This is a genomic window from Stenotrophomonas sp. HMWF023, assembly GCF_003060985.1.
Classification (GTDB): Bacteria; Pseudomonadota; Gammaproteobacteria; order Xanthomonadales; family Xanthomonadaceae; genus Stenotrophomonas; species Stenotrophomonas lactitubi.
Window position 1 is genome coordinate 1 of sequence record NZ_QAIJ01000291.1, and the last position, 25,264, is coordinate 25,264.

A 25,264-nucleotide genomic window follows, 5' to 3' on the forward strand; every position below is an offset into this window, starting at 1 on the left:
GGGGCTGAGCGTGCTGCGGCGCCACGCTCAGGGCGATGCGCTCGGCGAGGTCGCGCTTGCCCAGGCTGCGTGCGGCCACCCGCCAGTCCTGCATGCGTGCAGACAGGACATCTTCGTCCACCACCGCGTCGGCCAGCAGCTCGGCCAGCTGCCGTGGTCGGCTGCCGGCACGCAGTTTTTCGCGCTGGGCGTGGCCCTCCGGTGTCAGCTGCCAGCCCCAGTGATGGGTATCGGGCAGCGGTTCGCCATGCCGCAGCGGGCCGGGCAGGGCGGTGCTCAGTACCTCGCCCAGGGGGGCGTGGGTATAGCGGGCCAGCCACTGCAGGCTCTGCCACAGCTCGCCCTGCAGCAGCGGCGCCGTGTCACACCAGGCCAGTGCCTGGCGCAGGCCCTGGCTGTCCTCGGCCTGCCCGTGCCCGGCCACCACGCCGATCAGTTCGCGGTTGCCGAACGGCACCTTCAGCCGGCAGCCGACCGCCACCGTCGGGCCTCCGCCCTGCGGCGGCAGGTAATCGAACAGGCGCGGCAGGGGGACGGGCAGGGCGACCTGCAGGGTCGGGACAGGGCCGGAATCGGGGGCGAGCATCGGGTCAGTGTAACGGCCCCTGCGAGGGCGCATGGCAGAGGCAAATGCGACTGGCATGCCCGTCGGCGAATCATAAATGTCACCTAAATATCGGTGTCTATTGGAGATTCAGTCTTATCCACATCTTCTGTGGATAAGTCTGTGCGTTAGCGGCTCGTGGCGCCGCATGAGGCCGATGGCGACGGCCTCACGCTTGGGTTGGTCAAAAAATAGCCACACTTTAAATTATATGAAAATCAATAACTTAAGTGTGAAACATTGCTGAAACAGGGTGAATTCAGCCATTCATCGAGGAATGGCCCGGTTCCCGCGTGATGCTGTGCACAACCTGCAGCATGAAGTGTCTGGAATCGCAAGCCTGCCGGGCAGCGATGGGCTGCCGCTATCATGCCGGCAGACCTTTGGAGTGACCGATGACGGCTGTGCCCGCCCCTGTTTCCTCGACCGCGGCCGGCGCGCTGTCGGCTTTTCTGCGCGGCGTCGAACGCCGTGCCCTGGTCGTTGCCGAACTGCAGTGCGGTGACCCCGCCCGTGCCGAACAGACGCTGGTGGCGGTAATGCGCGCCTTCGCCGCCGTCGCCAGCGACCTGCCGATGGCGCAGTGGCCCGGCCGCTTCTGGACCCTGCTGGGCCAGCGCCAGGCGCTGCGCGAGCCGACCACCGGTCAGTGGCCGCCGTCGCTGGCCGCGCTGGGCGACATGGCCCCCCTGCCGCGGCTGGCTCTGTTGCTGCGGGTAGGTGGCAGCCTGGACGAGGGCATCGCCACCCGCGTTCTGGATGTCGACGAGGAGGGTTATCAACGCCTGTTGGCCACGGCCTGCCCACGCGATGGCAATGGCCAGCCCGATGCCGCCGCATGGCGGACGCTGGCCGAACAGGTGCAGCTGCGTATCCGCGACCTGCCGGCCAAGCGCCTGCAGCAGCTGGCGCAACCGTCCGCGCCAGCGGCCAACAACCAGGCGCCGGCCTCCAGTTGGCGTGCGCCGCCGCGCGACGAACGCGCGCCTGCCAGCGGCAAGCGTCGTCGCCCCAATGCCAAGCCGCGCTGGCGTGGCCCGGTGATCCTGTTGATCACCGTGGCGGTGTTGCTGCTGGCTGCGTTGGGCTGGCGCCATTGGCAGGGCCGCGCGTTGACTGCCGATGGCCCCTTGCCCGAGGGCGTGGTGGGTGAGGCCGGGCCGGTCACCGTCGAGGCACTGCCCGCCAGCGATGTCCGCCCCGCTGCAGGCGGCGATGCGCAGGCCAGCGACGATGCCGCCATGCTGGCCGACCGCGATTACCCGCTGCTGGCCGAGGCCGACATGCATGCCTGGAGTGCTGCCGGTGGCCCGTTGCCGGTGGACGAGTCACAACCCAAGCCGACCCGCCCGGAACCGGTCGGCGCAGCGCTGGAAACCTCTGCTGCCGATGAATAAGCTCCTCTTCGCCGGCCTGCTGCTGGCCTTGCCGCTGTCGCTGGCCGCTGCGCCGCAATCGTTGAACGTGCCGCTGCCCGCACCCTCGGCAACACCGTCGGCAGTCGCGCCCACCGCAGCGGTGGCATTCGCGCAACTCGATCCCGCCCAGCAACGTCAGCGTCGCAGCGACTACGCCGCGTGGCGGGCCCTGCCAGAGGGTGAGCGCGAACGCATCCGTCAGGCCGCCAGCCGTTTCGCCGCGTTGCCGGCCGATCAGCAGCAGCGCCTGCGCACGCAGTTCCTGGCACAGGACCAGGCCTTCCGCGAAGGCTGGCGACTGGGCCCGCAACTGGGCGCCGAATTCCCCAAGCTGCACGGCTTGTTCGGCTTCGTGCCGCCGCAACAGCGCGACGCGGTCCTTGCCGTGCTGCGCCAGCTGAGCCCTGCGCAGTTGGCACAGTTGGCCCTGGTCGCGCAGCGCACGCCGCCGCAGGAACGCGACAGCGTACGCAGCGCATTCCTCACCGTCCCCGCCGCCGAACGCGACACCTGGCTCAAGCGCCAGGCCGGGCAGTAAGCAAAAAGGGGACGGAGGGAATCAAGTCGTTTCTGGCCCGAGTGTGCCGGAGACGACTTAATTCCCTCCGTGCCCTTTATGGGGCAGTCATGGGAATGGCCGCCCAGCGCGCGTAAGATGGCCGGCCGCAACCCGGTGCCTGTGCCCTTCGCGCGCAACCGTAGTTCGCGTCAAGCACCTTATGTCTACTGCAACCTCCACGCCGCGCTTCAGCAAGGAAGTCGGCGCCACCGGTCTGCTTGCCCTGCCGCTTGTGCTCGGGCACGTCTCCACCGGTCTGATCTCCTTCGTCGACAACGTGATTGCCGGCCACCATGCGACATCCACCCTGGCCGCAGTGACCATCGGCACCGCGCTGCTGTGGCTGCCGATGCTGATTCCGATCGGCACGCTGATCTCACTTACCGCCTCGGTGTCGCAGCTGCATGGCGCCGGCCGTGAGCGCGAGATCGGCCCGCTGTTCCGGCAGGCGCTGTGGCTGGCGCTGGGCCTGGGCCTGATCATGTTCACCTTCCTCACCGTGGTGCCGCCGCTGCTGCCGGCCTTCGGCATCGCGCCGGACATCGTGCCCGGCGCAACGGCCTTCCTGCATGCGGTGCGCTGGGGTGGCCCGGCGCTGACCCTGTACTTCTGCATGCGCTATCTGAGTGAGGGCATGCATTGGACGCTGCCGACCATGCTGCTCGGTTTTGGTGGCCTGCTGGTGCTGGCGCCGATGGGCTACGTGCTGGCCAACGGCAAGCTGGGCTTCCCGGAAATGGGCGCCGAAGGCCTGGGTATCGCCTCGGCGGTGATGATGTGGCTGCAGGCGATCGCCTTCGGTACCTATCTGTGGTTCACCAAGCGCTTTGCCCACCTGCAGCTGTTCTCGCATTTCGAGGGTCCGCGCTGGTCAGCGATCTGGGACCTGCTGCGCACCGGTCTGCCGATCGGCATCACCGTGCTGATGGAAGGTGGCCTGTTCATCGTCACCGCCCTGCTGATCGGTCGCCTGGGCGCCAATGAAGCGGCCGCACACCAGATCGCGATCAACGTGGCGCAGCTGTGCTTCATGATCCCGATGGGCGTGGCCGAGGCGACCACCGTGCGTGTCGGCCATGCGGTTGGCCGTGGCGATGGCTTCGGCGTGCGCCGTGCGGTGTGGGCAGGCTACGCGATCGTCATGGGTACGCAGACGCTGTCGGCGGCGGCGCTGCTGTTCGGCCACGATGCCATCGTCGGCGTCTACACCAACGACCTGGCCGTGGCCGGTCTGGCCTCGACCCTGCTGCTGTACGCGGCCACCTTCCAGTTCCCCGATGGCATCCAGGTGTTGTCGGCCGGCGCGCTGCGCGGACTGAAGGACACCCGCGTGCCGATGTTCATCGCCATGTTCGCCTATTGGGGCCTGGGCATGCCGCTGGGTGCCGGGCTTGGCCTCGGCCTGGGCATGGGCCCGCAGGGTATGTGGATCGGCCTGATCGTCGGCCTGACCGCCGCGGCCATCCTGATGGGCTGGCGCCTGAACCGCAGCAGCAAACGCCTGGGCCAGTCCACGCTGGCCTGATACCCCTGTCATGGGCAACCGTGACTGGCGATCCCCTGACTTGTGTCCGATGCCGCCTCACGCGGCACCGGCTATGCTGTTACCACGGCAAGAAGCCATCCGGAGTGCTCCATGAACCAACCCGTGCCGCCGCTGCCCCCGGCGAACCGCAATCCTGTCGCCAGCTTCTTCATCGGGCTGTGGGACGTGATGAATTTCACCCGCCGGTTGATCCTCAACCTGGTGTTCTTCGGCCTGTTGCTGCTGGTGCTGGTGATGTTCATCGTCGCTGCGGGCATGGGTGCTGGCGCAAGCAAGGCGCTGCAGGACCGCACCACCCTGGTGATCGCGCCGGAAGGCCGCCTGGTCGAGCAGTACAGCGCCGATCCGGTCAGCCGCGCGCTGGCCAAGGCCGTCGGTGACAACGGTGCCGAGGAAGTGCAGCTGCGCGATCTGATCCGGGTGATCGAGAACGCGCGCGATGACAAGAAGATCGAGCGGGTGGTGCTGGAGCTGGACAAGCTGCAGCCGTCCGGTTTCGCCTCGCTGCGCGAAGTGTCCGCTGCGCTGCAGGAACTGCGCGCCTCGGGCAAGCAGCTGGTCGCCTTCAGCGAGAGCATGGGGCAGTCGCAGTATCTGCTGGCCGCACAGGCTGACGAGGTCTACCTGGACCCGATGGGGTCGGTGGTGCTGGAAGGCCTGGGCCGCTACCGCCAGTACTTCCGTACCGGCCTGCAGGACAAGCTGGGCGTGGACGTGCACCTGTTCAAGGTGGGCGAGTACAAGTCGGCCGCCGAGCCGTACGTGCTCGACGCGGCGTCGCCGGCGTCCAAGGAAGCCGATCTGTTCTGGATGAACGATGTGTGGCAGCGCTACCTCGGCGACATCGCCAAGGCCCGCCGCCTGGATCCGGCGCAGCTGGCGGCCGGCATCGATACCCTGCCTGAAGGTGTGGCTGCCGCTGGTGGCGACCTGGCCAAGTTCGCCCTGCAGCAGAAGCTGGTGACCGCGCTGAAGACCCGCGAGGAATTCGAGGATCTGATGATCGAGCGCGGCGTGGCCGATGAAGACGCCGACGGTGGTTTCCGCAACATCGATTTCGGCACCTATATGGCCCAGCTCGATGCGCGCCGCAACCCGGTTGATTCGCGTCCGCAGGTCGCGGTCATCGTGGCCTCCGGTGAAATCAGCGGCGGCGATCTGCCGGCCGGCCGCATCGGTGGTGAATCGACCTCGGCGCTGCTGCGTGCGGCGCGTGACGATGACGACGTCAAGGCCGTGGTGCTGCGTGTGGATTCGCCGGGTGGCGAGGTCTACGCTTCCGAGCAGATCCGTCGCGAAGTGGTGGCCCTGCAGGCCGCTGGCAAGCCGGTGGTGGTGTCCATGGGCGACCTCGCTGCGTCCGGTGGTTACTGGATCAGCATGAACGCCGATCGTATCTATGCCGACCCGTCGACCATCACCGGTTCGATCGGCATCTTCGGCATGATCCCGAACTTCAGCCGCGCGCTGGACAAGTTCGGCGTGCACACCGATGGCGTCGGTACCACCCGTTTTGCCGGTGCCTTCGATGTCACCCGGCCGATGGACCCGGCTGTGGGCCAGGTAATCCAGTCGGTGATCAACAAGGGCTATGCCGATTTCACCGGTCGTGTCGCCGAGGCCCGCAAGAAGCCGGTCGAAGCGATCGACGAAGTTGCCCGCGGGCGTGTCTGGAGCGGTGCGCAGGCCAAGGAGCGCGGTCTGGTCGATGCCTTCGGTGGCCTGAAGGACGCCGTGGCTGACGCTGCCGGTCGGGCCAAGCTGGGCGCGACCGACAAGTACCGTGTGCGTTACATCGAGAAGGCGGCGACGCCGTTCGCGCAGTTCGTCAGCGGCTTCGCTGGCAGCCACGCCGGCGCCTGGATGCTGGCCGATTCCGGCGTGGGCCGGATGATGCTGGCGCGCACGATGCCGGAAATCGATACGCAGCTGCGCTTCGTTGAGAACGCGGCCCGCGAGAAGGGCAATGGTGCACCGGTGAAGTCGCTGGCGTATTGCTTCTGCGGGTTCTGACGTCCCATCCACGCATGGCGTGGATCTACCAAAGATGCTCACGCATGGCGTGGATCTACTGAACGCACAACGCCCGGCCTTGGCCGGGCGTTGTTGCATGCGGGGATCTACTGCGCGTCGGCCTCTGCCTTGCGCTCGCGTTCGGCCGCCTCGTCCATGGTCTTCTGCACGCCTTTGACGCGGTCCAGGGGCTGATTGATCGCTTTGGCCATTGCCTGCGGTTCCGGTGGGCGTTCCGGATTCGGCGCTGCAGGGCGCTGGCACCCGGCCAGCACGGCGGCCGACAGCAGGACGGGAATCAGGACGCGCATGGCAGCTCTCCACGAGGGATGTGGGGCCAGTGTCGCATCACGGACGGGGGACGGTCGTGAGCGCGTATCCTTGCCGCATCGAAACACAGTGGGCGCGGCCCCGGAGGACATATGACCCAGCAACGGTGGCGCCTGGATGGGCAGACGGCGCTGATCACCGGTGCCAGCGCCGGTATCGGCCTGGCGATCGCGCATGAACTTGCCGGTTTCGGCGCCGATCTGATGATCGTCGGCCGCGACCTGGATATGCTGGAGAGTGCCCGCGACGAACTGCTGGATGTGTATCCGCAGCACCAGGTTCACGCGTTGGCCGCCGATGTGTCCGACGACGAAGACCGCCGGCAGATCCTGGACTGGGTCGAGGACCACGCCGATGGCCTGCACATCCTGGTCAACAATGCCGGTGGCAACATCACCAAGCCCGCCACCGAGTACTCCGAAGACGAATGGCGTGGCATTTTCGAAACCAATCTGTTCTCGGCGTTCGAACTGTCGCGCTATGCGCATCCGTTGCTCGCGCGCCACGCGTCATCGGCCATCGTCAACGTCGGCAGCGTGTCCGGCCTGACCCATGTGCGCAGTGGCGTGGTCTATGGCATGACCAAGGCGGCGATGCACCAGATGACCCGCAACCTCGCAGTGGAGTGGGCCGAGGACGGCATCCGGGTCAATGCAGTGGCGCCGTGGTACATCCGCACCCGTCGCACCTCCGGCCCGCTGTCCGATACCGACTACTACGAAGAAGTGATCGGACGCACGCCGATGCGGCGCATCGGTGAGCCGGAAGAAGTGGCCTCGGCAGTGGGTTTCCTGTGCCTGCCGGCGTCGAGCTATGTCACCGGCGAATGCATCGCGGTGGATGGTGGCTTCCTGCGCTACGGTTTCTGATCGCGGCGGATCAACTCGGATGAGGGATCCGCGCGCTGTGTGGATCCCTCACTGCGGTACCGGGCAATTGCTGGCGTCCAGCACGACCTGCAGGCGCTCGCGTTCGCCGCGCGCCGTCTGCTGATTCTCCGGTGCGGCGAACCGCTCGCGACCCCGTGCATCGCGGAAGCGTTGCTGCCAGCTGCCGCAGCGCTGTGCTTCGTCCACTTCAGTACAGCGGTCGCTGACCACCTCGCAGCTGGCGGCGTTGACCGGCGTTGCCCCGCCCAGGCCCTGTACGTTCAACAGTTCGCAGCGACCGGGTGCGGCCTCGTACTCGTGCAGGTAAGAACCGCCCTGCGTGTCAACGCACTGGAAGATCGCCGGTAACGGAGGCTTTGCTGGCGCGTCCTTGTCCGCTGCAGCGCCATCACCGCGTTGGTGCAGCATCGCGCTGTCGAGGATGGTGTCTCCGCCTTCGTCTTCGACCATGCGGGCTTCCATGATCGTGCGGCCCTCACGTGGCTGCGTCGCTGCAGTCTCGGCGGCGGCGTCCACGGATGGCATCGCTGCAGGCGGCGGAGCGGGGCTGTTCTGCACCGGCGCGACCGGTACCGTCGGCGCAGGCGCAGGGATACGCTGGATTTCCTGACGGGTGCCAGCGGGGCAGGGGGTGCGTTGCAGCGTGGGAACATCGCTGCTGCCCATGCAGCGGTAGATCACCATGTCATCGGCCAACGCGTTGCCGGGCAACAGGCCGATGGCCAGCCAGATCAGTCTTCTCATGCGAGCAGCCTACAGCGGTGGCCCATGCCCCGGTAGGTGCCAACCTTGGTTGGCACTGCTGTCTGCCAGCGCCCACCAAGGTGGGCGTCTACCAAAGCAGGGCTCACATGCCCCGGTAGCTGCCAACCTTGGTTGGCACTGTGTCTGCCAGCGCCCACCAAGACGGGCCTACCAAAGTGCGCGGCACAACTCCCAGCGCAGGGCTCAGCCGCCGCAGTCCTGCGCCAGCCGTGCATCGATCCCGCGCTGCTCGTTGCTGATCGCGGTGCGTTCACTCTGCAGCGCGCTGTTGTAACGCCGGTCCAGTTCCCAGCGACGATCACGCAGGCGTGCGCACACTTCCTGCGGGGGCAGTGCGTGGCAGGTGTCGCGGACCAGGATGTTGCCGGCAGGCACGTTGACACCGACGCCCACCGACGGCGGACGATAGACCGGTGGTCCCCCACCGATGGAGGCATCGATGGTGGTGCCACTGCTGGCCGGGCGCGGCCCTGGATGCGGTCCGGGTCGCCCGCCGCCAAGATGGCCATGCGGATACCAGACGGTGGTCCACAGCGGCACCCAGCGCGGATTCCCTTCGTTGTTGTCGCTGGTATAGCGATCGCCGTCTTCACTCACGCATTCGTACATCGGCTGCGGCGGCTGGACGTAGACATGGCGCACCTCGCGTTCGCGCATCGGCGGTGTCTGCGCCGGTGACGGCACTGCGGCGTCGGTGCTGACCACCCGCGGCGGCGGGTCGCGTGGGCGTTGCAGGGCGCGCACTTCCTGGCGGCCGGCCGTGCAAGGCTTGTCCTGCAGGGCGACGGCACCATTGCTGCCAACGCAGCGGTAGACCCGCACGTCGTCAGCGGCAAGTGCCGGCAACGGCAGCAGCAGGGCCAGGCACAGGACAGGGCGGAGCAGGGTCATGGGCGCAGCGTGCGCGATCGGCAGCGCTGACGCAATCGACCTGTCAGGAGCGCAGTACGTTGCCACTGAGCGCGTCGCGGATCGGCGTGGGTTGGGCCAGGCCACCGGTCTGCCCATCGAGGATGCCGTCGAGCAGGCGCAGCAGGCGCGGGTCCAGCTCTTCGCGGCTGCGCGCGGGGGGCTCGCCGGCAAGGTTGGCGCTGGTGGAGACCAGAGGGCCACCCCAGGCCTGGCAAAGCGCTGCGACCAGCGGGTGGGCGCTGATGCGTACCGCGATGCCGCTGTGTTCGCCGGTGATCCAGCCGGGGGCGCGGGTGCCGGCCGGCAGGATCCAGGTGTTGGCGCCAGGCCAGCTGGCAAGCACCGCACGCTGGCGTGCATCGGGCAGGGCCTGCAGGCGCACCCAGCCCTGCAGTTGCGACAGTTCCGCAGCCACCAGGATCATGCCTTTCTCGATCGGGCGCTGCTTCAGCCGCAGCAGCAGGTGTACCGCTGCCTCATGCGAAGGGTCGCACCCCAGGCCCCAGACTGCTTCGGTCGGGTAGGCGATCACCCCGCCACTGCGAAGCGTGGCGACTGCGGTGTCCAGTGTGAGTTCTTTCATGGCGGCGACCGGGCCCGGCGTGGGCCTTCATTATCCCCCCGCTGCGTGCACAACGGGTGGAGCGGTGGGGGCGGACCGTTGGTCCGCACACCTTGGCATCTCATCCACGCATGGCGTGGATCTACTTGGTAGCCTTTTTGACTGCCTTCTTTGCCGGTGCCTTCTTGGCTACGGCCTTCTTCGCCGGTGCCTTCTTCGCAGCTGCCTTCTTTGCCGGCGCCTTCTTGGCAGCCGCCTTCTTCGGCGCAGCTTCCTTCTTCACTGCCGCTTTCTTGGCCGGGGCCTTCTTCGCGGCCGCCTTCTTGGCGCCGAAGCCCTTGCGCACCGGCTTGCCGGTTTCTTCCATCAACTGCTGCACTTCGGCCAGGGTCAGCGATGCCGGCTCACGATCCTTGGGGATCTTGCCGTTCATCTTGCCGTCGCTGATGTACGGGCCGAAACGACCGTTCAGCACCTGGATGTCGCTGCCCTCGAACTCCTTGATGATCCGGTTGCGCGCGATTTCTTCCTTCTCTTCGATCAGGAACACGGCGCGGGCCAGGTCGATGGTGTACGGGTCGTCTTCCTTCTTCAGCGAGGCGTAGGTGCTGCCGCGCTTGGCGAACGGGCCGAAGCGGCCGATGCCGACGCTGACGTCCTCGCCCTTGTCCTCACCCAGCGCGCGCGGCATCAGGAACAGCTCCAGCGCGTCTTCCAGGGAAATGGTGTGCATGGACTGGCCCGGCCGCAGCGAAGCGAACTTGGGCTTGTCCTCGGCATCTTCGGCCGTGCTGCCGATGGCCGCGTAAGGCCCGAACCGGCCCAGGCGCACGCTGACCGGCTTGCCGGTCTTGGGGTCGGTGCCGAGCTCGCGCGCGCCACTGGCCTCGGCGCGGTCGACCGATTCCTTCTTGTCTTCGACCAGTTCCTTGAACGGTCCCCAGAAGCGCGACATCAGCGGAATCCACTCTTCCTCGCCGCGCGAGACGGCATCGAGCTCGTCTTCCAGCTTGGCGGTGAAGTCGTAGTCGACGTACTGGGTGAAGTGGCTGGACAGGAACTTGGACACCGCACGGCCGACATCGGACGGGCGGAAGCTGCGGCCTTCCATTTCCACGTACTTGCGGAACAGCAGAGTCTGGATGATCGAGGCGTAGGTCGAAGGACGGCCGATGCCGTACTCTTCCAGCGCCTTCACCAGCGCCGCTTCGGTAAAGCGCGGCGGCGGCTGGGTGAAGTGCTGGTCGGCCACGATGCGTTCCAGCGGCACGCGGTCGCCCGGCTTCATCGCCGGCAGCTTGCGGCCTTCGTCGTCATCCTCGGCGCTCTTGCTGTCCTTGCCTTCCTCGTACACGGCCAGGAAACCGGGCACGACCACGGTGGTGCCGCTGGCGCGGAACACGTGTTCGCTGCCGGCCGACAGATCCACGCTGACGGTGTTGAGCGTGGCCGGGATCATCTGGCAGGCCACTGCACGCTTCCAGATCAGCTCGTACAGCTTGCGCTCGTCGTCGGTCAGGAACCGCGCGACCTGGGCCGGGGTACGCAATGCCGAGGTCGGGCGCACTGCTTCGTGCGCTTCCTGGGCATTCTTGGACTTGGTCTGGTAGGTATTGGGCTGGTCGGGCAGCGAGGCGATGCCGTAATCACGGGCGATCACGTCGCGGATCTCGGCCAGCGCGTCCTGCGACAGGTTCACCGAGTCGGTACGCATGTACGAGATCAGGCCGACCGTGCCTTCTTCGCCGCCGATGTCCATGCCTTCGTACAGCTTCTGCGCGACCTGCATGGTCTTGCGGGTGGTGAAACCCAGCTTGCGCGAGGCTTCCTGCTGCAGCGTGGAGGTGGTGAACGGCGGCGCGGGGCGACGCTTGCGCTCCTTGCTGGCCACGTCGGTGACATGCAGGGCGCCCTGTGCTGCCTGCTGGATGCGCAGGCGGGCGGCCTCGGCGGTGTCGCCGTCGGTGACGGTGAACTGCTCGAACTTCTGCCCGTCCAGCTTGATCAGTTTGGCGTTGAAGTGCTGCGAGGGATGCGCGCACTCGGCGGCGATCGACCAGTATTCGCGGGCGATGAAGGCTTCGATCTCTTCCTCGCGCTCGACGATCATGCGCAGCGCCGGGCTCTGCACGCGGCCTGCGGACAGGCCGCGCTGAACCTTGCGCCACAGCACCGGCGACAGGTTGAAGCCGACCAGGTAGTCCAGCGCGCGGCGCGCCTGCTGGGCATCGACCAGGTCGCTGGCGATCTCGCGCGGCTGGCTGATGGCTTCCTTGATCGCGCGCGGCGTGATCTCGGTGAAGACCACGCGCTGCATCGGCTTGTCCCCGACCAGCCCGCGCTCCTTCAGGATCTCGGCGATATGCCAGCTGATCGCTTCACCCTCGCGATCCGGATCGGTCGCCAGCAGGATGTCGTCGGCGCCCTTTGCGGCCTTCGCGATTGCATCGACATGCTTTTCGTTCTTCTCGATCACGTCGTAATGCATGGCGAACCCGTTGTCAGGGTCAACCGCGCCTTCCTTCGGGATCAGGTCACGCACGTGCCCATACGAGGCCAGGACCGTGTAGTCCTTGCCGAGGTATTTGTTGATCGTCTTGGCTTTGGCCGGCGATTCAACGATGAGCAGGTGCTTGGGCATGGCAGCAGGGTCTGTGGGTAAGCCGCGGGGAAGGGCCGCTAGGGTGGAGCAAACGGCCGCATTAGTGAAGCGGCCACGGGCAAATCAATAAACTGAACGCCCGGGACTGTGCCGGGCGTTCAGGTTTCACCTTATTAGAGGAATCACGCCCGGCCTGCCGTTGTCAAGCAGGGAGGCGTGAGGATGGCCGTCTGCGACGGCGCATTGGCCCTCGATCCCTGATCAGGACGCCATGTTGGCGATGACGCCGACGGCGATGATGATCGCGGCGAAACCGGCCAGCATCAGCAGGCCGCCCAGCACCAGGATCACGATGGTCACCGTGCCCAGCTCGCGGCGCTGCAGCTGCGGCTGGTCGGTGTAGGCCCAGCGGTCGACCACCACCGTGTCGCAGATGAGGTCATGCAGACCCTGCTTGCGCTCGGTGAAGGCGGCCATCAGGTAGCCGATGCAGAGGGTCAGGCCACTGAGGATGGTGGCGAAGTAGCGGCCGATGCTGCGACCCAGGGTCAGGCGATCACCGTTGCCGCGCACGACCTTGATGCCGATGGCCATCTTGCCGAGGGTGGCGCCGCCGCGGGAGGCATGGAACCAGCCGTAGTAGGCGGCGGCGATGAACAGGCCAGCCAGACCACTGATCAGCTGGCTGACCACTTCCACCGCTGTTTCGCCGCTGCCGGCCGCCCCCATGCCGGTGCCGAGCACCAGGCCCAGGATGCCACCGACCACGCCGCTGGGAATCAGCAGGACGAAATAGTCGATCAGGTAAGCGGCGAAGCGCTTCCAGAAGCCGGCATAGACCACTTCGCCGCCCTGTACCGGCTGCGAATGGTCGCCGCCGACTGCGCCGGGCGCGGTGTAAGGCGAGTTGCTGAGGGCGCCGGTGCCGGGCAGGGGCGCGGTGCCGTTGTCGATCGCGGCGTAGTCGTTGCGCAGGTCGAAGCCACCGGTGGCGGTGGAGGTGCTGGCATCGGCCAGGGTCTGCAGGCCCAGTTCGTCCACCATCTGCCGCAGCGGTGCCCACTGTCCCATGCCTTCGCGCCAGACCAGGGTGTCCAGGGTCAACTGGCCGCGCTGGAAACGCTGGCGGATCTCGGTGACCTCCAACGGGCCCTGGCGTTGCTGTCCTTCGGCGTAGTACCACTCAGTCATTGCATGTCCCCTGTTGGGTCGTCCTTGGTGGGTTGCCCGATGCGCGGCTCAGCCGTGGCATTGCGTGGGCAGATACTTGTCGTCGCTTTCGCCGCTGCATTCCCAGCGTCCGCTGTCACGGTCGTACTCGAGCCACAGCAGGTCGCCATCCTGGCTCTTGCCCGGAACCGCAAGCGTTGCTTCGATGCCGCAGTGACCATTGTTGAAGCGGCCGATATGCACGGCCGACAGGCCCTGGCCTGCGAATTCGTCCGCCGCCGGGAAACCGGCGTCGTTGGCGCCCGGGCAACGGCCCTGGTCATCGGCGAAATGCTGGACCTTGTCCTTCAGCGGCTGCAGCACCGTGATCGCGCCGGCGACCTTGGCCTTGATGGTGTAATCGTTGTAGGCCGGCAGGGCGATGGCTGCAAGGATGGCCAGGATCGGCACCACCACCAGCAGGGCAACGCCGCCGATGATGGCGGTCAACGCGCAGCCGGACAGGCCCTTCTTCGCGACCGGTGCAGCGTCCATCGGCGTGGTCGCGTAGGGCGAGGCAGGCGGCAGGGTCGGCGGCAGAGGAGCGGCAGGAGGTGGCGGCGCCACAGCGACAGTGGCGGCTGCATCAACAGCGGGCACGATCAGGCCCAGTTCGTCGACCACGTTGCGCAACGGCTGCCATTGCGGCAAGCCGTCGCGCCAGACCAGGGTGTCCAGGGTGATCTGGTTGCTACGGAACAGCTCGATCAACTGTTCCGAGGGCAACGGGCCTTGCTGGCGGTTGCCTTCGGCATGGAACCACTCACTCACGGGGGACGCTCCTGAATGCGCACGGCCCCCAAGTGTACGGTCAGTGCAGGGGTTCTGGCTCGTCCACGAACATCTGCGTTTCCATCCAGGCGTAGGCCGCCTCGGCGCCGGGCTGGTTGAACAGCACCATCAGCACCACCCACTTCAGGTCGTCCAGGTCCAGTTCGTCCTGGTCCAGGGCCATTGCCCGGTCCAGCACCAGCTCGCGCTGGCCGGCATCAAGGATGCCGTGCTGTTCCAGGTACAGCAGGAAACCACGGCATTCCACATCAAGCTTGTCCAGCTCCGGGCCGTGATAGATGCGCACCGGGCCATCGACCCGTGCCTGGGCCGCGCTTGGGCGCTGCGCTGCCAGGGCATCGAGCCATTCGAATGCCTTGTTGATCTCAGTGGGGCTGAAACCGGCCTGGATCAGGCCATTCTGCAGTGAGTCGCGGTCACGGATCAGGTCCGCATCTTCGCTGAAATAGTGTTCAAACAGGTACAACAGTACATCCAGGATGCTCTCTTTCATTGCCCCTCGGCCTGCGTCGCGCGACGCTGTGGAGGTGAAGAAACTAGGGACGTCGACAGTAGCGGCCGTGTACGCACACCACGATCCCCGCAAGTTCCATGGCCAGCAGCATGGAGGACACCTCCGACGCCGTCAATCCACACTGCGTGATCAGTGAATCCATACTGATTGGGTCGTGCCCCAGCGCCTGCCACAAGCGCTGGTAGTCAGCGTCGTTCGCCCAGCATGCCGGCAGGTCCGCCGGCGCTGCCTGTTCAGTGGGGGTGGCAAGCCGGGTTTGCAAGCCCGGAAGCTGGTGGCGCAATGCCGGGGCCAGCAGTTCCAGCACTTCCTCGGGGCGTTCGACCAGGGCAACCCCTTCACGGATGAGCCGGTGGCAGCCGGCGGCGCGCGGATTGAGTACCGAGCCGGGTATCGCACAGACCTCGCGGCCCGCTTCGGCCGCCAGCCGGGCGGTGATCAGGGCGCCCGAGCGTTGTGCGGCCTCGACCACCACCGTCGCCAGGGCCAGCCCGGCCACCAGCCGGTTGCGTGCGGGGAAGTGGCCCGGCCGTGCGGGCGTGCCTGGCAGGTACTCGCTGACTACCACACCTTCGGCCGCGATTCTGGCCTGCAGGCGGGCGTGGCTGGTGGGATAGGCACGGTCCGGGCCGGTGCCGATCACCGCGACGGTGCAACCGCCTGCGTCCAGCGCCGCCTGGTGGGCGGCGGCATCGATACCTGCCGCCAATCCACTGGTCACGGCCAACCCGGCCTCGACGAAGCAGGTGGCAAACCGGGCGGCGAGGGCACGCCCGGCGGGAGTGGGTGAACGGCTGCCGACCAGGGCCACCGCGGGACGCCAGGCGATGGCCGGATCCCCGGCAACGAACAGCGCCAGGGGCGGATTGGGTACATCGAGCAGGACGGGCGGAAAGGCAGGATCGTTGCAGGCCAGCAGGTGATGATCCGGCTGCTGCAGCCAGCGCTGCGCAAGCGCGAGGGCACGGGTGTCGGGACGCTCCAGCGCAGCGCATTGTTCCGGCGTGCAGCCGTGGGCCCGCCAGCCTGCAACGCCCAGCGCCAACACGGCGTCTGCATTGCCGGTGGTCTGCAGCAGCGCGCGCCGGGGTGCCAGGGAACCCCCCGCGATCAACAGGCGCAGCAGCGCCTCATGTCCATGCTCAGTCATCCCCCGACTATCGGCCCCACACGACGAAGGCGCCCTAGGGCGCCTTCGCGTATTGCTGTCAGGGTATCCCGGAGGTTGCCGGCCGATGCGGCCGGCGCTGCCTACCGAGCCCGGGCAGAGCCCGGCGCTGGATCATTTCGCGTCCGGATGCAGCGCGCTATAGCCCACACGCACCGGCTTCACGCCCTGCATCACCAGCGCATAGCTGACGTTGTCGAAGGTGCGGAAGACCATGGCATGTGCGGCGTACTCATCCGGCAGGCTGACCCGGCCGGCGCCCGTGGTGGTCGAGTCGTCCATGCGCGAGGACCCCGGGAACTTCATCCGGTGCGCCACATGGCTGCCATGGCGCCACAGCGAGAACACGGTGCCGTTGTCCACGCCCTGGGCGCGGCCAGCGGAAATCGCGATCACATCGCGCGGGCCGCCGGTGCTGAACATGTCGGTGACTGCCAGTACGCGCACATCCACGCCTTCCACGCCGGCGGCAGGCACATGCGGGAAGAACTGCAGGTCGTACGGCGTGGCCTCGACCGGCACCAGACGGTCGCCGGCACGCACTTCACGGCCGCCACTGGCGTTGTCCAGGACCAGGGTCGACGCTTCGGTCTTGCCGCCGGCCACCTGGGTGATGGTGCCGGTGCCGACCTGCGCCAGCTCGTAACCCAAGACGCCGCGGCGGTGGTTGGGCGCGCTGAAGGCCTTCCAGAGGTTGCCGCTGCCCGGGGTGACATCGCCGTTGGCGGTCAGGTCCTCGGTTGGTTTGGGCTGGGCGTAGCGCACGGTCGGGCGGACCACGGCCCAGCGCTGCCCGGTCTGGGCGTCGGCCAGGCGTACATAGGCGGTCTGCCCACCGGTGGCGCGCAGGCGGTTGTCTTCCAGGCCGACCACATAGGGCAGCTGTTCGATGCTGCCGACCACGCTGAGCTGCTTCAGGAACGGCTCGACCTGTGCCAGTGGCACGCCGGTGACCGGGGCTTCCTGGCGCGGGCCGGGCTGGGCCGTCACACGGTCCAGGTAGGCCAGGCTGAGGACGTCACCGGGATAGATCAGGTGTGGATTGGCGACCTGCGGATTGGCCTGCCAGATCTCCGGCCACAGCCATGGTTTCTGCAGGAAACGTCCTGCGATGTCCCACAGGGTGTCCCCTTTGCGGACCACATAGGTGTCCGGGTGCCCGCCATTCACTTCCACGGCGGTAGCATAGGCAGCCACGGTCAGCATCGCCGCGGCGACGACCGTACGAAAACGAAGCAACATAGGTGTGAAGCCCTGATTCCCCAACAGGTTCGCGCACTATAGTCCAGAAACCGGGGCGCAAGGCAAGCGTTGGAGCTAGAATCTGCGACGTATGCCGGCGTAACCCGGCCCCACCCCCGGAAACTGCCATGGCTTTACTCCCCATCCTTGAGTTCCCCGATCCGCGCCTGCGTACCAAGGCTGCGTTGATCGATGCCGCCGACGTGACCACGCCGGCGTTCCAGGAGCTGCTCGACAACATGTTCGAGACCATGTACGACGCTCCGGGCATCGGCCTGGCTGCCAGCCAGGTGGACGTGCACCAGCGCTTCATGGTCATCGACGTAAGTGAAGAAAAGAACGAGCCGCGCGTGTTCATCAACCCGGAAATCGTCGCCAAGGACGGGGGCCAGGTGTACCAGGAAGGCTGCCTGTCGGTGCCCGGCATCTTCGCTGACGTGACCCGTGCCGACACCATCACCGTCAAGTTCCTGGACCGCCAGGGGCAGCCGCAGGAGTTGAGCACCGACGGCCTGCTGGCGGTCTGCGTGCAGCACGAGATGGATCACCTGGACGGCAAGCTGTTCATCGACTACCTGTCGCCGCTGAAGCGCGAGATGGTCCGCAAGAAGCTGGCCAAACAGCGCAAGCACGTGGCGTGATGGCTGTTGTGGGCCGCCCTTCGGGGTGGCCCGCGCCTGCGCGTGACGCGCGGGCTGCATGGCGCCGGCCGACGGCGCCGTTTTTTTTCCTGCACGATTTCATCCTGCAAGTGGGGTTGCCATGAGGATTGTCTTTGCCGGTACGCCGGAATTCGCGGTGTCGTCGCTGCGCGCGGCCGCGCGTCATCACGAGGTGGTGGCTGTCTATACGCAGCCTGATCGCCCGGCCGGTCGCGGCCGTGGGCTGGCGCCTTCACCGGTCAAGCTGGAAGCGGTCGCCCGCGGCATTCCCGTGTACCAGCCGGAAACGCTGAAGGACGAGGCGGCCCAGCAGCAGCTGCGTGACCTGCAGCCGGACCTGATGGTGGTGGTGGCCTATGGCCTGATCCTGCCCAAGGCGGTGCTGAACATCCCGACCCACGGTTGCTGGAACGTGCATGGTTCGCTGCTGCCGCGCTGGCGCGGCGCCGCACCGATCCAGCGTGCCATCCAGGCCGGCGACGATAAGACCGGCATCTGCCTGATGCAGATGGAAGCGGGCCTGGATACGGGCCCGGTGCTGCTGCACCAGGAGCTGGCCATCGCCGCCACCGATACCGGTGGCCAGCTGCACGACAAGCTGGCCGAGCTCGGCGCTCAGGTGCTGTCCGATGGACTGGGCCTGCTGCGTGCCGGCATCAAGCCGATCGCGCGGCCGCAGCCGGAGCAGGGTGTGACTTACGCGCACAAGCTGGACAAGGCCGAGGCAAAGCTGGACTGGGCGCAGGACGCCGAAGCGCTTGCGCGTACGGTGCGTGCGTTCAATCCGTGGCCGATTGCCGAGGCACTGCTGGCCGGTGAGCGCGTACGCATCCATGGCGCGGTGGCGCTGGATGTGGCCCATGGCAAAGCGCCGGGTACGGTGCTGGCCGCTGGCCGCGAGGGCATCGACATCGCCTGCGGGCAGGGCGCGTTGCGCCTGCGCGTGTTGCAGCGGGAAGGCGGCAAGGCGATCACCGCCGCCGACTACCTCAATGCCCGCCGTGACCTGCGCGTGGGGGTTTGACGGGTGAGCAAGGGAAACGATTTTTCCATCGCCAAGGCAGCACCGGGCGCGGCTACCCGCATGCTGGCGGCGCGCGTGCTGGCGCAGGTGTTCACCCGCGGTCGTTCGCTCAAGGCGGAGCTGGCCTGGGCGCTGCCCAAACTGGCCGACACCCGCGACCGTGCGCTGCTTGAAGCGCTGTGCTTTGCGGTGCTGCGCCGTCGCAGCACCTATGACGCCGCCCTGCAGGGATGGATGCAGAAGCCGCTGTCCGCACGCGATGCCGACCTGCGCACGCTGCTGATGGTGGGCTTCGCCCAGCTGGATGTGCTGGAACTGCCCGCCCATGCGGCGCTGTCGGCCACGGTCGATGCTGCACGCGCACTTGGCCGTGAACGCCAGGCGGGCCTGGTCAACGCGATCCTGCGCCGGGCGCAGCGCGAGGGCTTCCCCGAACAACCGGCACGCGACGCATTTCCGCTCTGGCTGGCCGAGGCCGTCGAACGCGACTGGCCGGCACAGGCCGAGGCGATCTTCACTGCCAGCCTGCAGCCGGCGCCGTTGTGGCTGCGTGCCAACCGCCAGCAGGGCGGGCGCGACAAGGTGATGGCGGACTTGGCCGAGGCCGGCATTGCCGCCGAAGCCAGCACGCTGAGCGCCGATGCGCTGCGACTGGCTGTGCCGGTTCCGGTGAACCAGTTGCCCGGATTCGGCGAAGGCCTGCTGTCGGTGCAGGATTTGTCGGCACAATGTGCCGCCGACGCACTGGCGCCGCTGACCGGCAGCCGAGTGCTCGACGCGTGTGCCGCGCCGGGTGGCAAGGCCGCGCACCTGCTTGAGCGCGACCCCAGCCTGCGATTGCTGGCGCTGGATATCGACGCCCGTCGCCTGGCGCGCGCCAAGGATACGTTCGCCCGCACCGGTGTCGGCGAAGGTGCCGAGGTCCTGGTGGCCGATGCCAGCGATCCGGGGGCATGGTGGGACGGCGTTCCGTTCGACGCGATCCTGCTGGATGCACCGTGCTCGGCCACCGGCGTCATCCGTCGGCAGCCGGACGTGATGTTCCATCGCCGTGCGGAGGACATCGATGCTCTCGTCGGCATCCAGGCCCGGTTGCTGGAAGCCTGCTGGTCGATGCTGCGCCCCGGTGGTGTGCTGCTGTATGCCACCTGCTCGATCCTGCGCGCGGAGAACGTCGATCAGGTAAAGGGCTTCCTGAAGTGGCACGCGGATGCGGAAGCGGTCGCGCTGGATGACGCATTTGGTCTGGACTGTGACGGTATCGCGCGCCAGCGCCTGCCCGGTGAAAACGATGCTGACGGATTTTTCTACGCGCGTCTGCTAAAAAAGGGCTGACCCAACCGCTGTCCGAGCCCCCATGCTGAAAACCCGTGCATCACGCCAGACGTGGCTGTTCGTTGTGATGGCCCTGTTGGTGTTGGGTGCCGGCCTGGGACTACGCGATCCCTGGCCCTCGGACGAACCGCGCTTCGCCCTGGTCGCCAAGCAGATGGTGGACAGCGGCGACTGGCTGTTCCCGCACCGTGGGCTGGAGCTGTACTCGGACAAGCCGCCGATGCTGATGTGGTGGCAGGCCACGCTGTACAGCGTGGTCGGCAACTGGCGGGTGGCGTTCCTGCTGCCCTCGCTGATCGCTGCACTCGGCACGCTGTGGTGCGTGGTCGATCTGGGCCGGCGTCTGTGGACGCGGCAGGTCGGCCTGTACGCGGGCTGGGCGCTGTTGTTCGCCCTGCAGTTCACCTTCCAGTCGAAGAAGGCGCAGATCGACCCGCTGGTGGTGTTGTTCATTACCCTGGCCAATTACGGTCTGCTGCGCCACCTGCTGCTGGGGCCCGCGTGGCGCTGGTGGTGGCTGGGCTGGTTCTTTGCCGGCATAGGGGTGATCACCAAGGGCGTGGGCGTGATCGCGCTGCTGATGATCGTGCCAGCGGTGATCGGTTCGGCGCTGCACTGGCCGCGGGTGCGGCTGCATGCACGCTACCTGCGCTTTTGGCTGGCGCCCTTGGCGTTCGTGCTGGCCATCGCACTGTGGCTGGTGCCGATGGTGATGACCGCGCTGGCGACCCGCTCCGGCGAGTACCTGGCCTACATGGACGACATCCTGTTCCGGCAGACCGCCAAGCGCTATGCGCAATCATGGGACCACCACCAGCCCTGGTGGTACTTCCTGGGCACCATGCCGTCGATGTGGATTCCCGCCTTCCTGGCGTTGCCATGGGCGATCCCCGCCTGGCGGCGCCGGCTGCAGCGTCGGGATGCGCGCTATCTGCTGCTGCTGGGCTGGTGGGCGCTGATCGTGCTGTTCTTCTCGATTCCCAATGGCAAGCGCGACGTCTACATCCTGCCGGCGCTGCCGATGTTCTGCCTGGCGCTGGCGCCGTTGCTGCCGGGGCTGCTGCGCCGGCGCGACGCACAATGGCTGCTGGGCGCGTTCACCCTGCTGCTGTCGCTGGGCACCTTGGCCGCCGGGCTGGCGGCCCTGCTGGGCAAGCCCGGCTTCGAAACGCGGCTGATGCAGACGCGGGGCATCGGCAATGGCGAGATGAACGCCCTGGCCTGGGCGGCGATGGCGATGGGCGGCTGGGGTATGGCCAGCCTGCTGTTGTTCGGGCGCGGCCGTCGCCAGCTGGCACTGGTCTCGACCCTGACGGCTGTCTGGGTGCTGTACAGCCTGATCGGCTATCCGCTGCTGAATGATTCAAGTTCTGCCCGCGGCCTGATGCGGCATACCGGCCAGCGCATCGGCGCCGATGCCGAGCTGGGACTGGTGGCCTGGAAAGAGCAGAATCTGTTGATGGCCGACCGGCCGGCAGCAACCTTTGGTTTCAACGAGCCTTGGGATGCACAGCTGGCCACGGCCGTGGAATGGCAGCAGTTGGCGCCGCAGCGGCGCTGGTTGCTGGTCCACGAAGACGCGTTGCTGCCCTGCATCGACCGCAACCGGGCCGAACTGGCCGGTATCGCCAACCGCCGCCGTTGGTGGCTGGTGCCGGCCGCGGCGGTGCAGGGCCGGTGCGTGGCCAGCGCCGACGAGCACGAACGCGAACGGCGGTTGCAGCGTGAGGAGTAACCACTCCGGCCTGCGCTTGTCCAGACTGCCCAAGCAGCGCCAAAGGCAGTAAAACGTCAGCGTGGGGTCGGCCGTGTCGGCGATCCCGTTCATTCCGCAGGATCGCAGCGAAACTTTTCGACGTGGCAGCTTCACAGCACAACCTGGAATCCACGGTCGGCGATCCGCTGGGCGTACCCGTTGGTGGTCGCCCGCGCGCTGCGCACTGGTTGGCGCAGATCGGCCTGTTCTGCATGCCGGCGCTGGTGCTGACCATCCCGATCAACCTGTTGCCGTATGGCCTGGTGTTGCTGGTCACCACGCTGATGGTGCCGGAACTGCTGTGGCGCGCGCGGCACATGGATGCCCAGCCGATCAGGGTGTTGACCTGGCTGACGCTGGCGGTGCTGGCTTTGGGCGTGCTCTCGATGGTGGTGTTCGAGCACGGCCTGCGCAATGTCGACAACCGCTCGCGATTCCTGGTGATCCCGTGGATCGCGTTATGGGTCTGCGCGTTGCGGCCGGACATGCGCTGGTTGTGGCGTGGCGCGTTCGCCGGCCTGCTGGGTACCTTCGCGCTGGCGTTGATGCAGGTACTGGGAGGCGCGGCGCGCGCGGAACTGTCCACCAACGCAATCGTGCTCGCCGACATCGTGGTGATGCTGATGGTGCTGCTGGTGTTCTGCCGGCCCTCGCGACGCTGGTCGCTGGTGATCGTCGGCACGGCCGCCGGTTGCGGAACCATTGTCCTCACCGGCAGCCGTGGCGTGTTCGCAGCGCTGCTGGCGCTGCTGGTGGTGCTGGCACTCAGCCTGCGCTGGCGCACCGGCGTGGCGCGCCTGTCGGTGCTTGCCGGCATGCTGGCCATCGCAGCGACCCTGATGCTGTCGGTGCCTGAGCTGCGCCATCAAGTGCGCCTGACCGAACTGCACAGCGATGTGCAACGCATGGAGCAGGGCGACAGCGACTCATCGGCGGGGGCCAGGGTTGAGCGCCTGCAGGTGGCGTGGGAGACCTTCCTTGATCACCCGCTGATCGGGGTGGGCGTCGGCCACTTCGACAATGCCATGAAGCGGGTACCGATCTGCCGCGAGGATCCGCAGGAACAGCGCTGCCACCTTGGCCATGCCCACAACGATGTCGCCGAGTGGGCCGCTACCCAGGGCGTGCCGGGCCTGCTGCTGCTGCTGGCCGTGTATGGCGTGCCCCTGTGGGTGTTCGTGCGCCTGCACCGGCGCAGCGGGCACATCACCTTCCGTGGCCCCGCCGCCGCCGGCGTGATGGTGGTGGTGTCCTACATCCTGTGCGGGCTGACCCAGTCGATGTTCGCGCACCAGATGACCGCCAGTTTCTACGTCACCATCGTCGGCCTGCTGACCGGCCTGTCGATCGTGGAAGGTGCGCGGCACCGGGCAAAGATCGCCCGGTAGCCTCCAGCCCCGGCCGACTCCCCGCTCAGGGGTTGGGCGGGTCGGACACGGCCTGACCGTTGCCCAGCATCCACAGCATGATGGTCTTCTGGCGCACGTAGTTGGCGCGCACATAGGCATACACCAGGCCATGCCAGCCGTCGCGGAAGCCGCCCCGGAACAGGAAGCCGCGCCAGAACCGCCAGGCCGGCGCCAGCACCAGCTTGCCGAGGGTGGCCCGCTTGCCGCGCGCGAACTCGTGCTCGGCCATCATCCGCGCGTACTTCTCGGTCTTGGCCAGCTGCTGCTGCAGCGAGCGGTAAGGGAAGTGGATGAGGTCTCCGCGCAGGGTGCCGACGGTGCCATCGACGCTGGCCGCCTCATGGATCTCGCGCTTGCCGCGCCAGCCGCCCTGGCGGCGGTCGAACAGGCGCAGCACCCGGTCCGGATAGGCATTGCCGTGGCGCAGGAATCTGCCGAAGTACTCCGACAGGCGGGCGAAGCGGTAGCCGGCATGACCTGCAAAGCCGCCGTCGCGGGCCTGCTCGATGGCCGTGCGCAGTTCCGGGCTGACGCGCTCGTCGGCGTCCAGGCACAGTACCCATTCGTGGCGGGCCTGCTCGACGCAGAATGCCTTCTGGCTGCGGAAACCATCGAACGGGCGCTGCAGCACGCGGGCGCCGGCAGCCTCGGCGATGGCCACCGTGGCATCGGTGGACAGCGAGTCCACCACCACGATCTCGTCGCAGAAGGCGAGCGAGGCCAGGCAGTCGCCGATGCGCCCGGCCTCGTTGAACGCGATAATGCAGGCCGAGATGCGAGGCCGTTCGATGGGAGCGGTCGTGGAGGACATGATGGCCGGGTACCTGTTGTTTGCGACGGAGCGCTATGCGCTGCCTATTCTCGCCCCGTTGGTGCAGGCCTTGCACGCTTCCGGCCAGGAAGTGGCGGCCTGGTTCGAAGATGGTGCGGCCGGCAGCCAGCTGCCCGGCGTGCCCAACATCGGCCTGAAGCAGGCCCTGGCGATGCGTCCGCGGGCGGTGTTCAGTGCGGCCAACTGGGTGCCGACCTTCCTGTCGGGGGCCAAGGTGCAGCTGTTCCATGGCTTCAACGTGGAAAAGCGCGACAGTGCGCGTGGCCACTTCCGGGTGCGCGGCATGTTCGACCTTTACTGCACCCAAGGCCCTGCCACTACCGCGCCGTTCCGCGAGATCGCGGCACTGCAGGGTCATTTCGCTGTGGCTGAAACCGGCTGGCCGAAGCTGGACCCTCTGTTCCGCGACGATGGCGACGACAGTGCCGCGCTGCGCAGTGCGGCCGGCGGTCGCCCAGTGATCCTGTTCGGCTCAACCTTCACCGAGCGCTTGAGTGCGGCCCCGCACCTGCATGCGCAGATCGCGGCCGACATCGCCGCCGGGCAGCACTACTGGCTGCTGACCCTGCACCCCAAGTGCCCGCCGGAACTGTTCGAACGCTACCGCGCGCTGGCCGGCGCCAATGCGCGGTTCATCGAACCCGAGCAGGTGATGGCCGCCCAGCGCGCCGCCGACGTGCTGGTATCAGACACCTCATCGATCGTTTCCGAGTTCATCGTCCAGCACAAGCCGGTGGTGACCTTCCGCAACCGCGTGCCGAAGCCGCACATGATCGATTTCGACGATCCGCAGCAGCTGCCGACAATGCTGGCGCGCGCGCTGCATCCGGATGCGGCGTTGCAGGCGGAGATCGTGCGCTACGCCGATACCATCCACCCTTATCGCGATGGCCTGTCCAGCGAGCGGGTGATCGCCGCGACCGAGGATTTCCTGTCCGGCGAGATGGGTGCGCTGCGTCGCAAGCCGTTTGGCAGCTGGGTGCGTGACCTGCAGATCCGCAAGGACCTGGGCTACTGGGGGCCGTCGCAACGGCGATAGATGCGCAGGGGTCAGAGCCCATTCCTGCGGAATGGGATCCGACCCCTGCACCGCAGTAGATCCACGCCATGCGTGGATGGG

22 protein-coding genes and 1 pseudogene are annotated in these 25,264 nt (G+C 67.2%); 11 read left to right on the forward strand and 12 right to left on the reverse strand.

Annotated features, from left to right (window positions below; all coding sequences use genetic code 11):
- A pseudogene (locus DBR20_RS16370) lies at positions 1 to 586 on the reverse strand (primosomal protein N'); the annotation flags it as partial.
- Positions 587 to 999: 413 nt separating this feature from the next.
- Here DBR20_RS16370 and DBR20_RS16375 point away from each other — a divergent pair.
- The 4 genes from DBR20_RS16375 (at position 1,000) to sppA (ending at position 6,140) form a co-directional block, all read left to right on the forward strand.
- Positions 1,000 to 2,001, forward strand: a complete 1,002-nt coding sequence (locus tag DBR20_RS16375) for a hypothetical protein (protein ID WP_108266973.1) — start codon at positions 1,000 to 1,002, stop codon at positions 1,999 to 2,001.
- Positions 1,994 to 2,560, forward strand: a complete 567-nt coding sequence (locus DBR20_RS16380) for a DUF3106 domain-containing protein (RefSeq protein ID WP_108266975.1) — start codon at positions 1,994 to 1,996, stop codon at positions 2,558 to 2,560. The genes DBR20_RS16375 and DBR20_RS16380 overlap by 8 nt, the downstream gene beginning before the upstream one ends.
- Before the next feature lie 181 nt (positions 2,561 to 2,741).
- Positions 2,742 to 4,106: an MATE family efflux transporter gene (locus DBR20_RS16385; protein ID WP_108266977.1), complete on the forward strand. Its 1,365-nt coding sequence runs from the start codon at positions 2,742 to 2,744 to the stop codon at positions 4,104 to 4,106.
- 111 nt (positions 4,107 to 4,217) lie between these two features.
- Positions 4,218 to 6,140, forward strand: coding sequence for a signal peptide peptidase SppA (gene sppA, locus DBR20_RS16390; RefSeq protein ID WP_100553746.1), 1,923 nt, complete (start codon positions 4,218 to 4,220; stop codon positions 6,138 to 6,140).
- Between the two features lie 107 nt (positions 6,141 to 6,247).
- On the opposite strand, the gene DBR20_RS16395 is transcribed toward sppA, so the two are convergent.
- The gene (locus tag DBR20_RS16395; RefSeq protein WP_108266979.1) at positions 6,248 to 6,451 is read right to left on the reverse strand and encodes a hypothetical protein; all 204 of its coding nucleotides are present in this window, start codon (positions 6,449 to 6,451) and stop codon (positions 6,248 to 6,250) included.
- 111 nt (positions 6,452 to 6,562) lie between these two features.
- On the opposite strand from DBR20_RS16395, the gene DBR20_RS16400 reads away from it, so the two are divergent.
- Positions 6,563 to 7,339, forward strand: a complete 777-nt coding sequence (locus DBR20_RS16400) for an SDR family oxidoreductase (RefSeq protein WP_108266981.1) — start codon at positions 6,563 to 6,565, stop codon at positions 7,337 to 7,339.
- Between the two features lie 48 nt (positions 7,340 to 7,387).
- Here DBR20_RS16400 and DBR20_RS16405 read toward each other — a convergent pair whose 3' ends face one another.
- The 9 genes from DBR20_RS16405 to DBR20_RS16445 all read right to left on the reverse strand — a co-directional run bounded on the left by DBR20_RS16405 (position 7,388) and on the right by DBR20_RS16445 (position 17,126).
- Positions 7,388 to 8,104 carry a hypothetical protein gene (locus DBR20_RS16405; protein ID WP_108266983.1) on the reverse strand — a complete coding sequence of 239 codons (717 nt, stop codon included), beginning with the start codon at positions 8,102 to 8,104 and terminating at the stop codon, positions 7,388 to 7,390.
- A 204-nt stretch (positions 8,105 to 8,308) separates the two neighbouring features.
- Positions 8,309 to 9,016, reverse strand: coding sequence for a hypothetical protein (locus DBR20_RS16410; RefSeq protein ID WP_108266985.1), 708 nt, complete (start codon positions 9,014 to 9,016; stop codon positions 8,309 to 8,311).
- A gap of 43 nt (positions 9,017 to 9,059) precedes the next feature.
- Positions 9,060 to 9,620, reverse strand: coding sequence for a Sua5/YciO/YrdC/YwlC family protein (locus tag DBR20_RS16415; protein WP_108266987.1), 561 nt, complete (start codon positions 9,618 to 9,620; stop codon positions 9,060 to 9,062).
- Between the two features lie 121 nt (positions 9,621 to 9,741).
- Positions 9,742 to 12,240: a DNA topoisomerase I gene (locus DBR20_RS16420; RefSeq protein ID WP_108266989.1), complete on the reverse strand. Its 2,499-nt coding sequence runs from the start codon at positions 12,238 to 12,240 to the stop codon at positions 9,742 to 9,744.
- A gap of 222 nt (positions 12,241 to 12,462) precedes the next feature.
- The gene (locus DBR20_RS16425) at positions 12,463 to 13,392 is read right to left on the reverse strand and encodes an RDD family protein (protein ID WP_108266991.1); all 930 of its coding nucleotides are present in this window, start codon (positions 13,390 to 13,392) and stop codon (positions 12,463 to 12,465) included.
- A 48-nt stretch (positions 13,393 to 13,440) separates the two neighbouring features.
- On the reverse strand, positions 13,441 to 14,181 hold the full coding sequence (locus DBR20_RS23755; RefSeq protein ID WP_108266993.1) for a GYF domain-containing protein: 741 nt from the start codon (positions 14,179 to 14,181) through the stop codon (positions 13,441 to 13,443).
- A 40-nt stretch (positions 14,182 to 14,221) separates the two neighbouring features.
- Positions 14,222 to 14,695, reverse strand: a complete 474-nt coding sequence (locus DBR20_RS16435; protein ID WP_025879062.1) for a DUF494 family protein — start codon at positions 14,693 to 14,695, stop codon at positions 14,222 to 14,224.
- Between the two features lie 43 nt (positions 14,696 to 14,738).
- Positions 14,739 to 15,866 carry a DNA-processing protein DprA gene (dprA, locus tag DBR20_RS16440; protein ID WP_108266995.1) on the reverse strand — a complete coding sequence of 376 codons (1,128 nt, stop codon included), beginning with the start codon at positions 15,864 to 15,866 and terminating at the stop codon, positions 14,739 to 14,741.
- A gap of 132 nt (positions 15,867 to 15,998) precedes the next feature.
- Complete coding sequence (locus DBR20_RS16445) at positions 15,999 to 17,126, reverse strand: LysM peptidoglycan-binding domain-containing protein (protein WP_108266997.1); 1,128 nt, start codon at positions 17,124 to 17,126, stop codon at positions 15,999 to 16,001.
- Positions 17,127 to 17,254: 128 nt separating this feature from the next.
- On the opposite strand from DBR20_RS16445, the gene def reads away from it, so the two are divergent.
- The 5 genes from def (at position 17,255) to DBR20_RS16470 (ending at position 23,291) form a co-directional block, all read left to right on the forward strand.
- On the forward strand, positions 17,255 to 17,767 hold the full coding sequence (gene def, locus DBR20_RS16450; protein ID WP_108266999.1) for a peptide deformylase: 513 nt from the start codon (positions 17,255 to 17,257) through the stop codon (positions 17,765 to 17,767).
- 121 nt (positions 17,768 to 17,888) lie between these two features.
- Positions 17,889 to 18,812 (forward strand): methionyl-tRNA formyltransferase, encoded by a 924-nt coding sequence (gene fmt / locus DBR20_RS16455; RefSeq protein WP_108267001.1) that lies wholly within the window; start codon positions 17,889 to 17,891, stop codon positions 18,810 to 18,812.
- 3 nt (positions 18,813 to 18,815) lie between these two features.
- Complete coding sequence (rsmB, locus tag DBR20_RS16460; protein ID WP_108267003.1) at positions 18,816 to 20,147, forward strand: 16S rRNA (cytosine(967)-C(5))-methyltransferase RsmB; 1,332 nt, start codon at positions 18,816 to 18,818, stop codon at positions 20,145 to 20,147.
- Between the two features lie 22 nt (positions 20,148 to 20,169).
- On the forward strand, positions 20,170 to 21,882 hold the full coding sequence (locus tag DBR20_RS16465) for a glycosyltransferase family 39 protein (RefSeq protein ID WP_108267005.1): 1,713 nt from the start codon (positions 20,170 to 20,172) through the stop codon (positions 21,880 to 21,882).
- 122 nt (positions 21,883 to 22,004) lie between these two features.
- Positions 22,005 to 23,291, forward strand: coding sequence for an O-antigen ligase (locus DBR20_RS16470; RefSeq protein ID WP_258223400.1), 1,287 nt, complete (start codon positions 22,005 to 22,007; stop codon positions 23,289 to 23,291).
- 25 nt (positions 23,292 to 23,316) lie between these two features.
- Here the strand turns inward: DBR20_RS16470 and DBR20_RS16475 are convergent, their stop codons facing one another.
- Positions 23,317 to 24,123 carry a glycosyltransferase family 2 protein gene (locus DBR20_RS16475; protein ID WP_108267007.1) on the reverse strand — a complete coding sequence of 269 codons (807 nt, stop codon included), beginning with the start codon at positions 24,121 to 24,123 and terminating at the stop codon, positions 23,317 to 23,319.
- On the opposite strand from DBR20_RS16475, the gene DBR20_RS16480 reads away from it, so the two are divergent.
- Positions 24,122 to 25,183, forward strand: coding sequence for a CDP-glycerol glycerophosphotransferase family protein (locus DBR20_RS16480; protein ID WP_108267009.1), 1,062 nt, complete (start codon positions 24,122 to 24,124; stop codon positions 25,181 to 25,183). The genes DBR20_RS16475 and DBR20_RS16480 overlap by 2 nt on opposite strands.
- Positions 25,184 to 25,264: the final 81 nt, after the last annotated feature.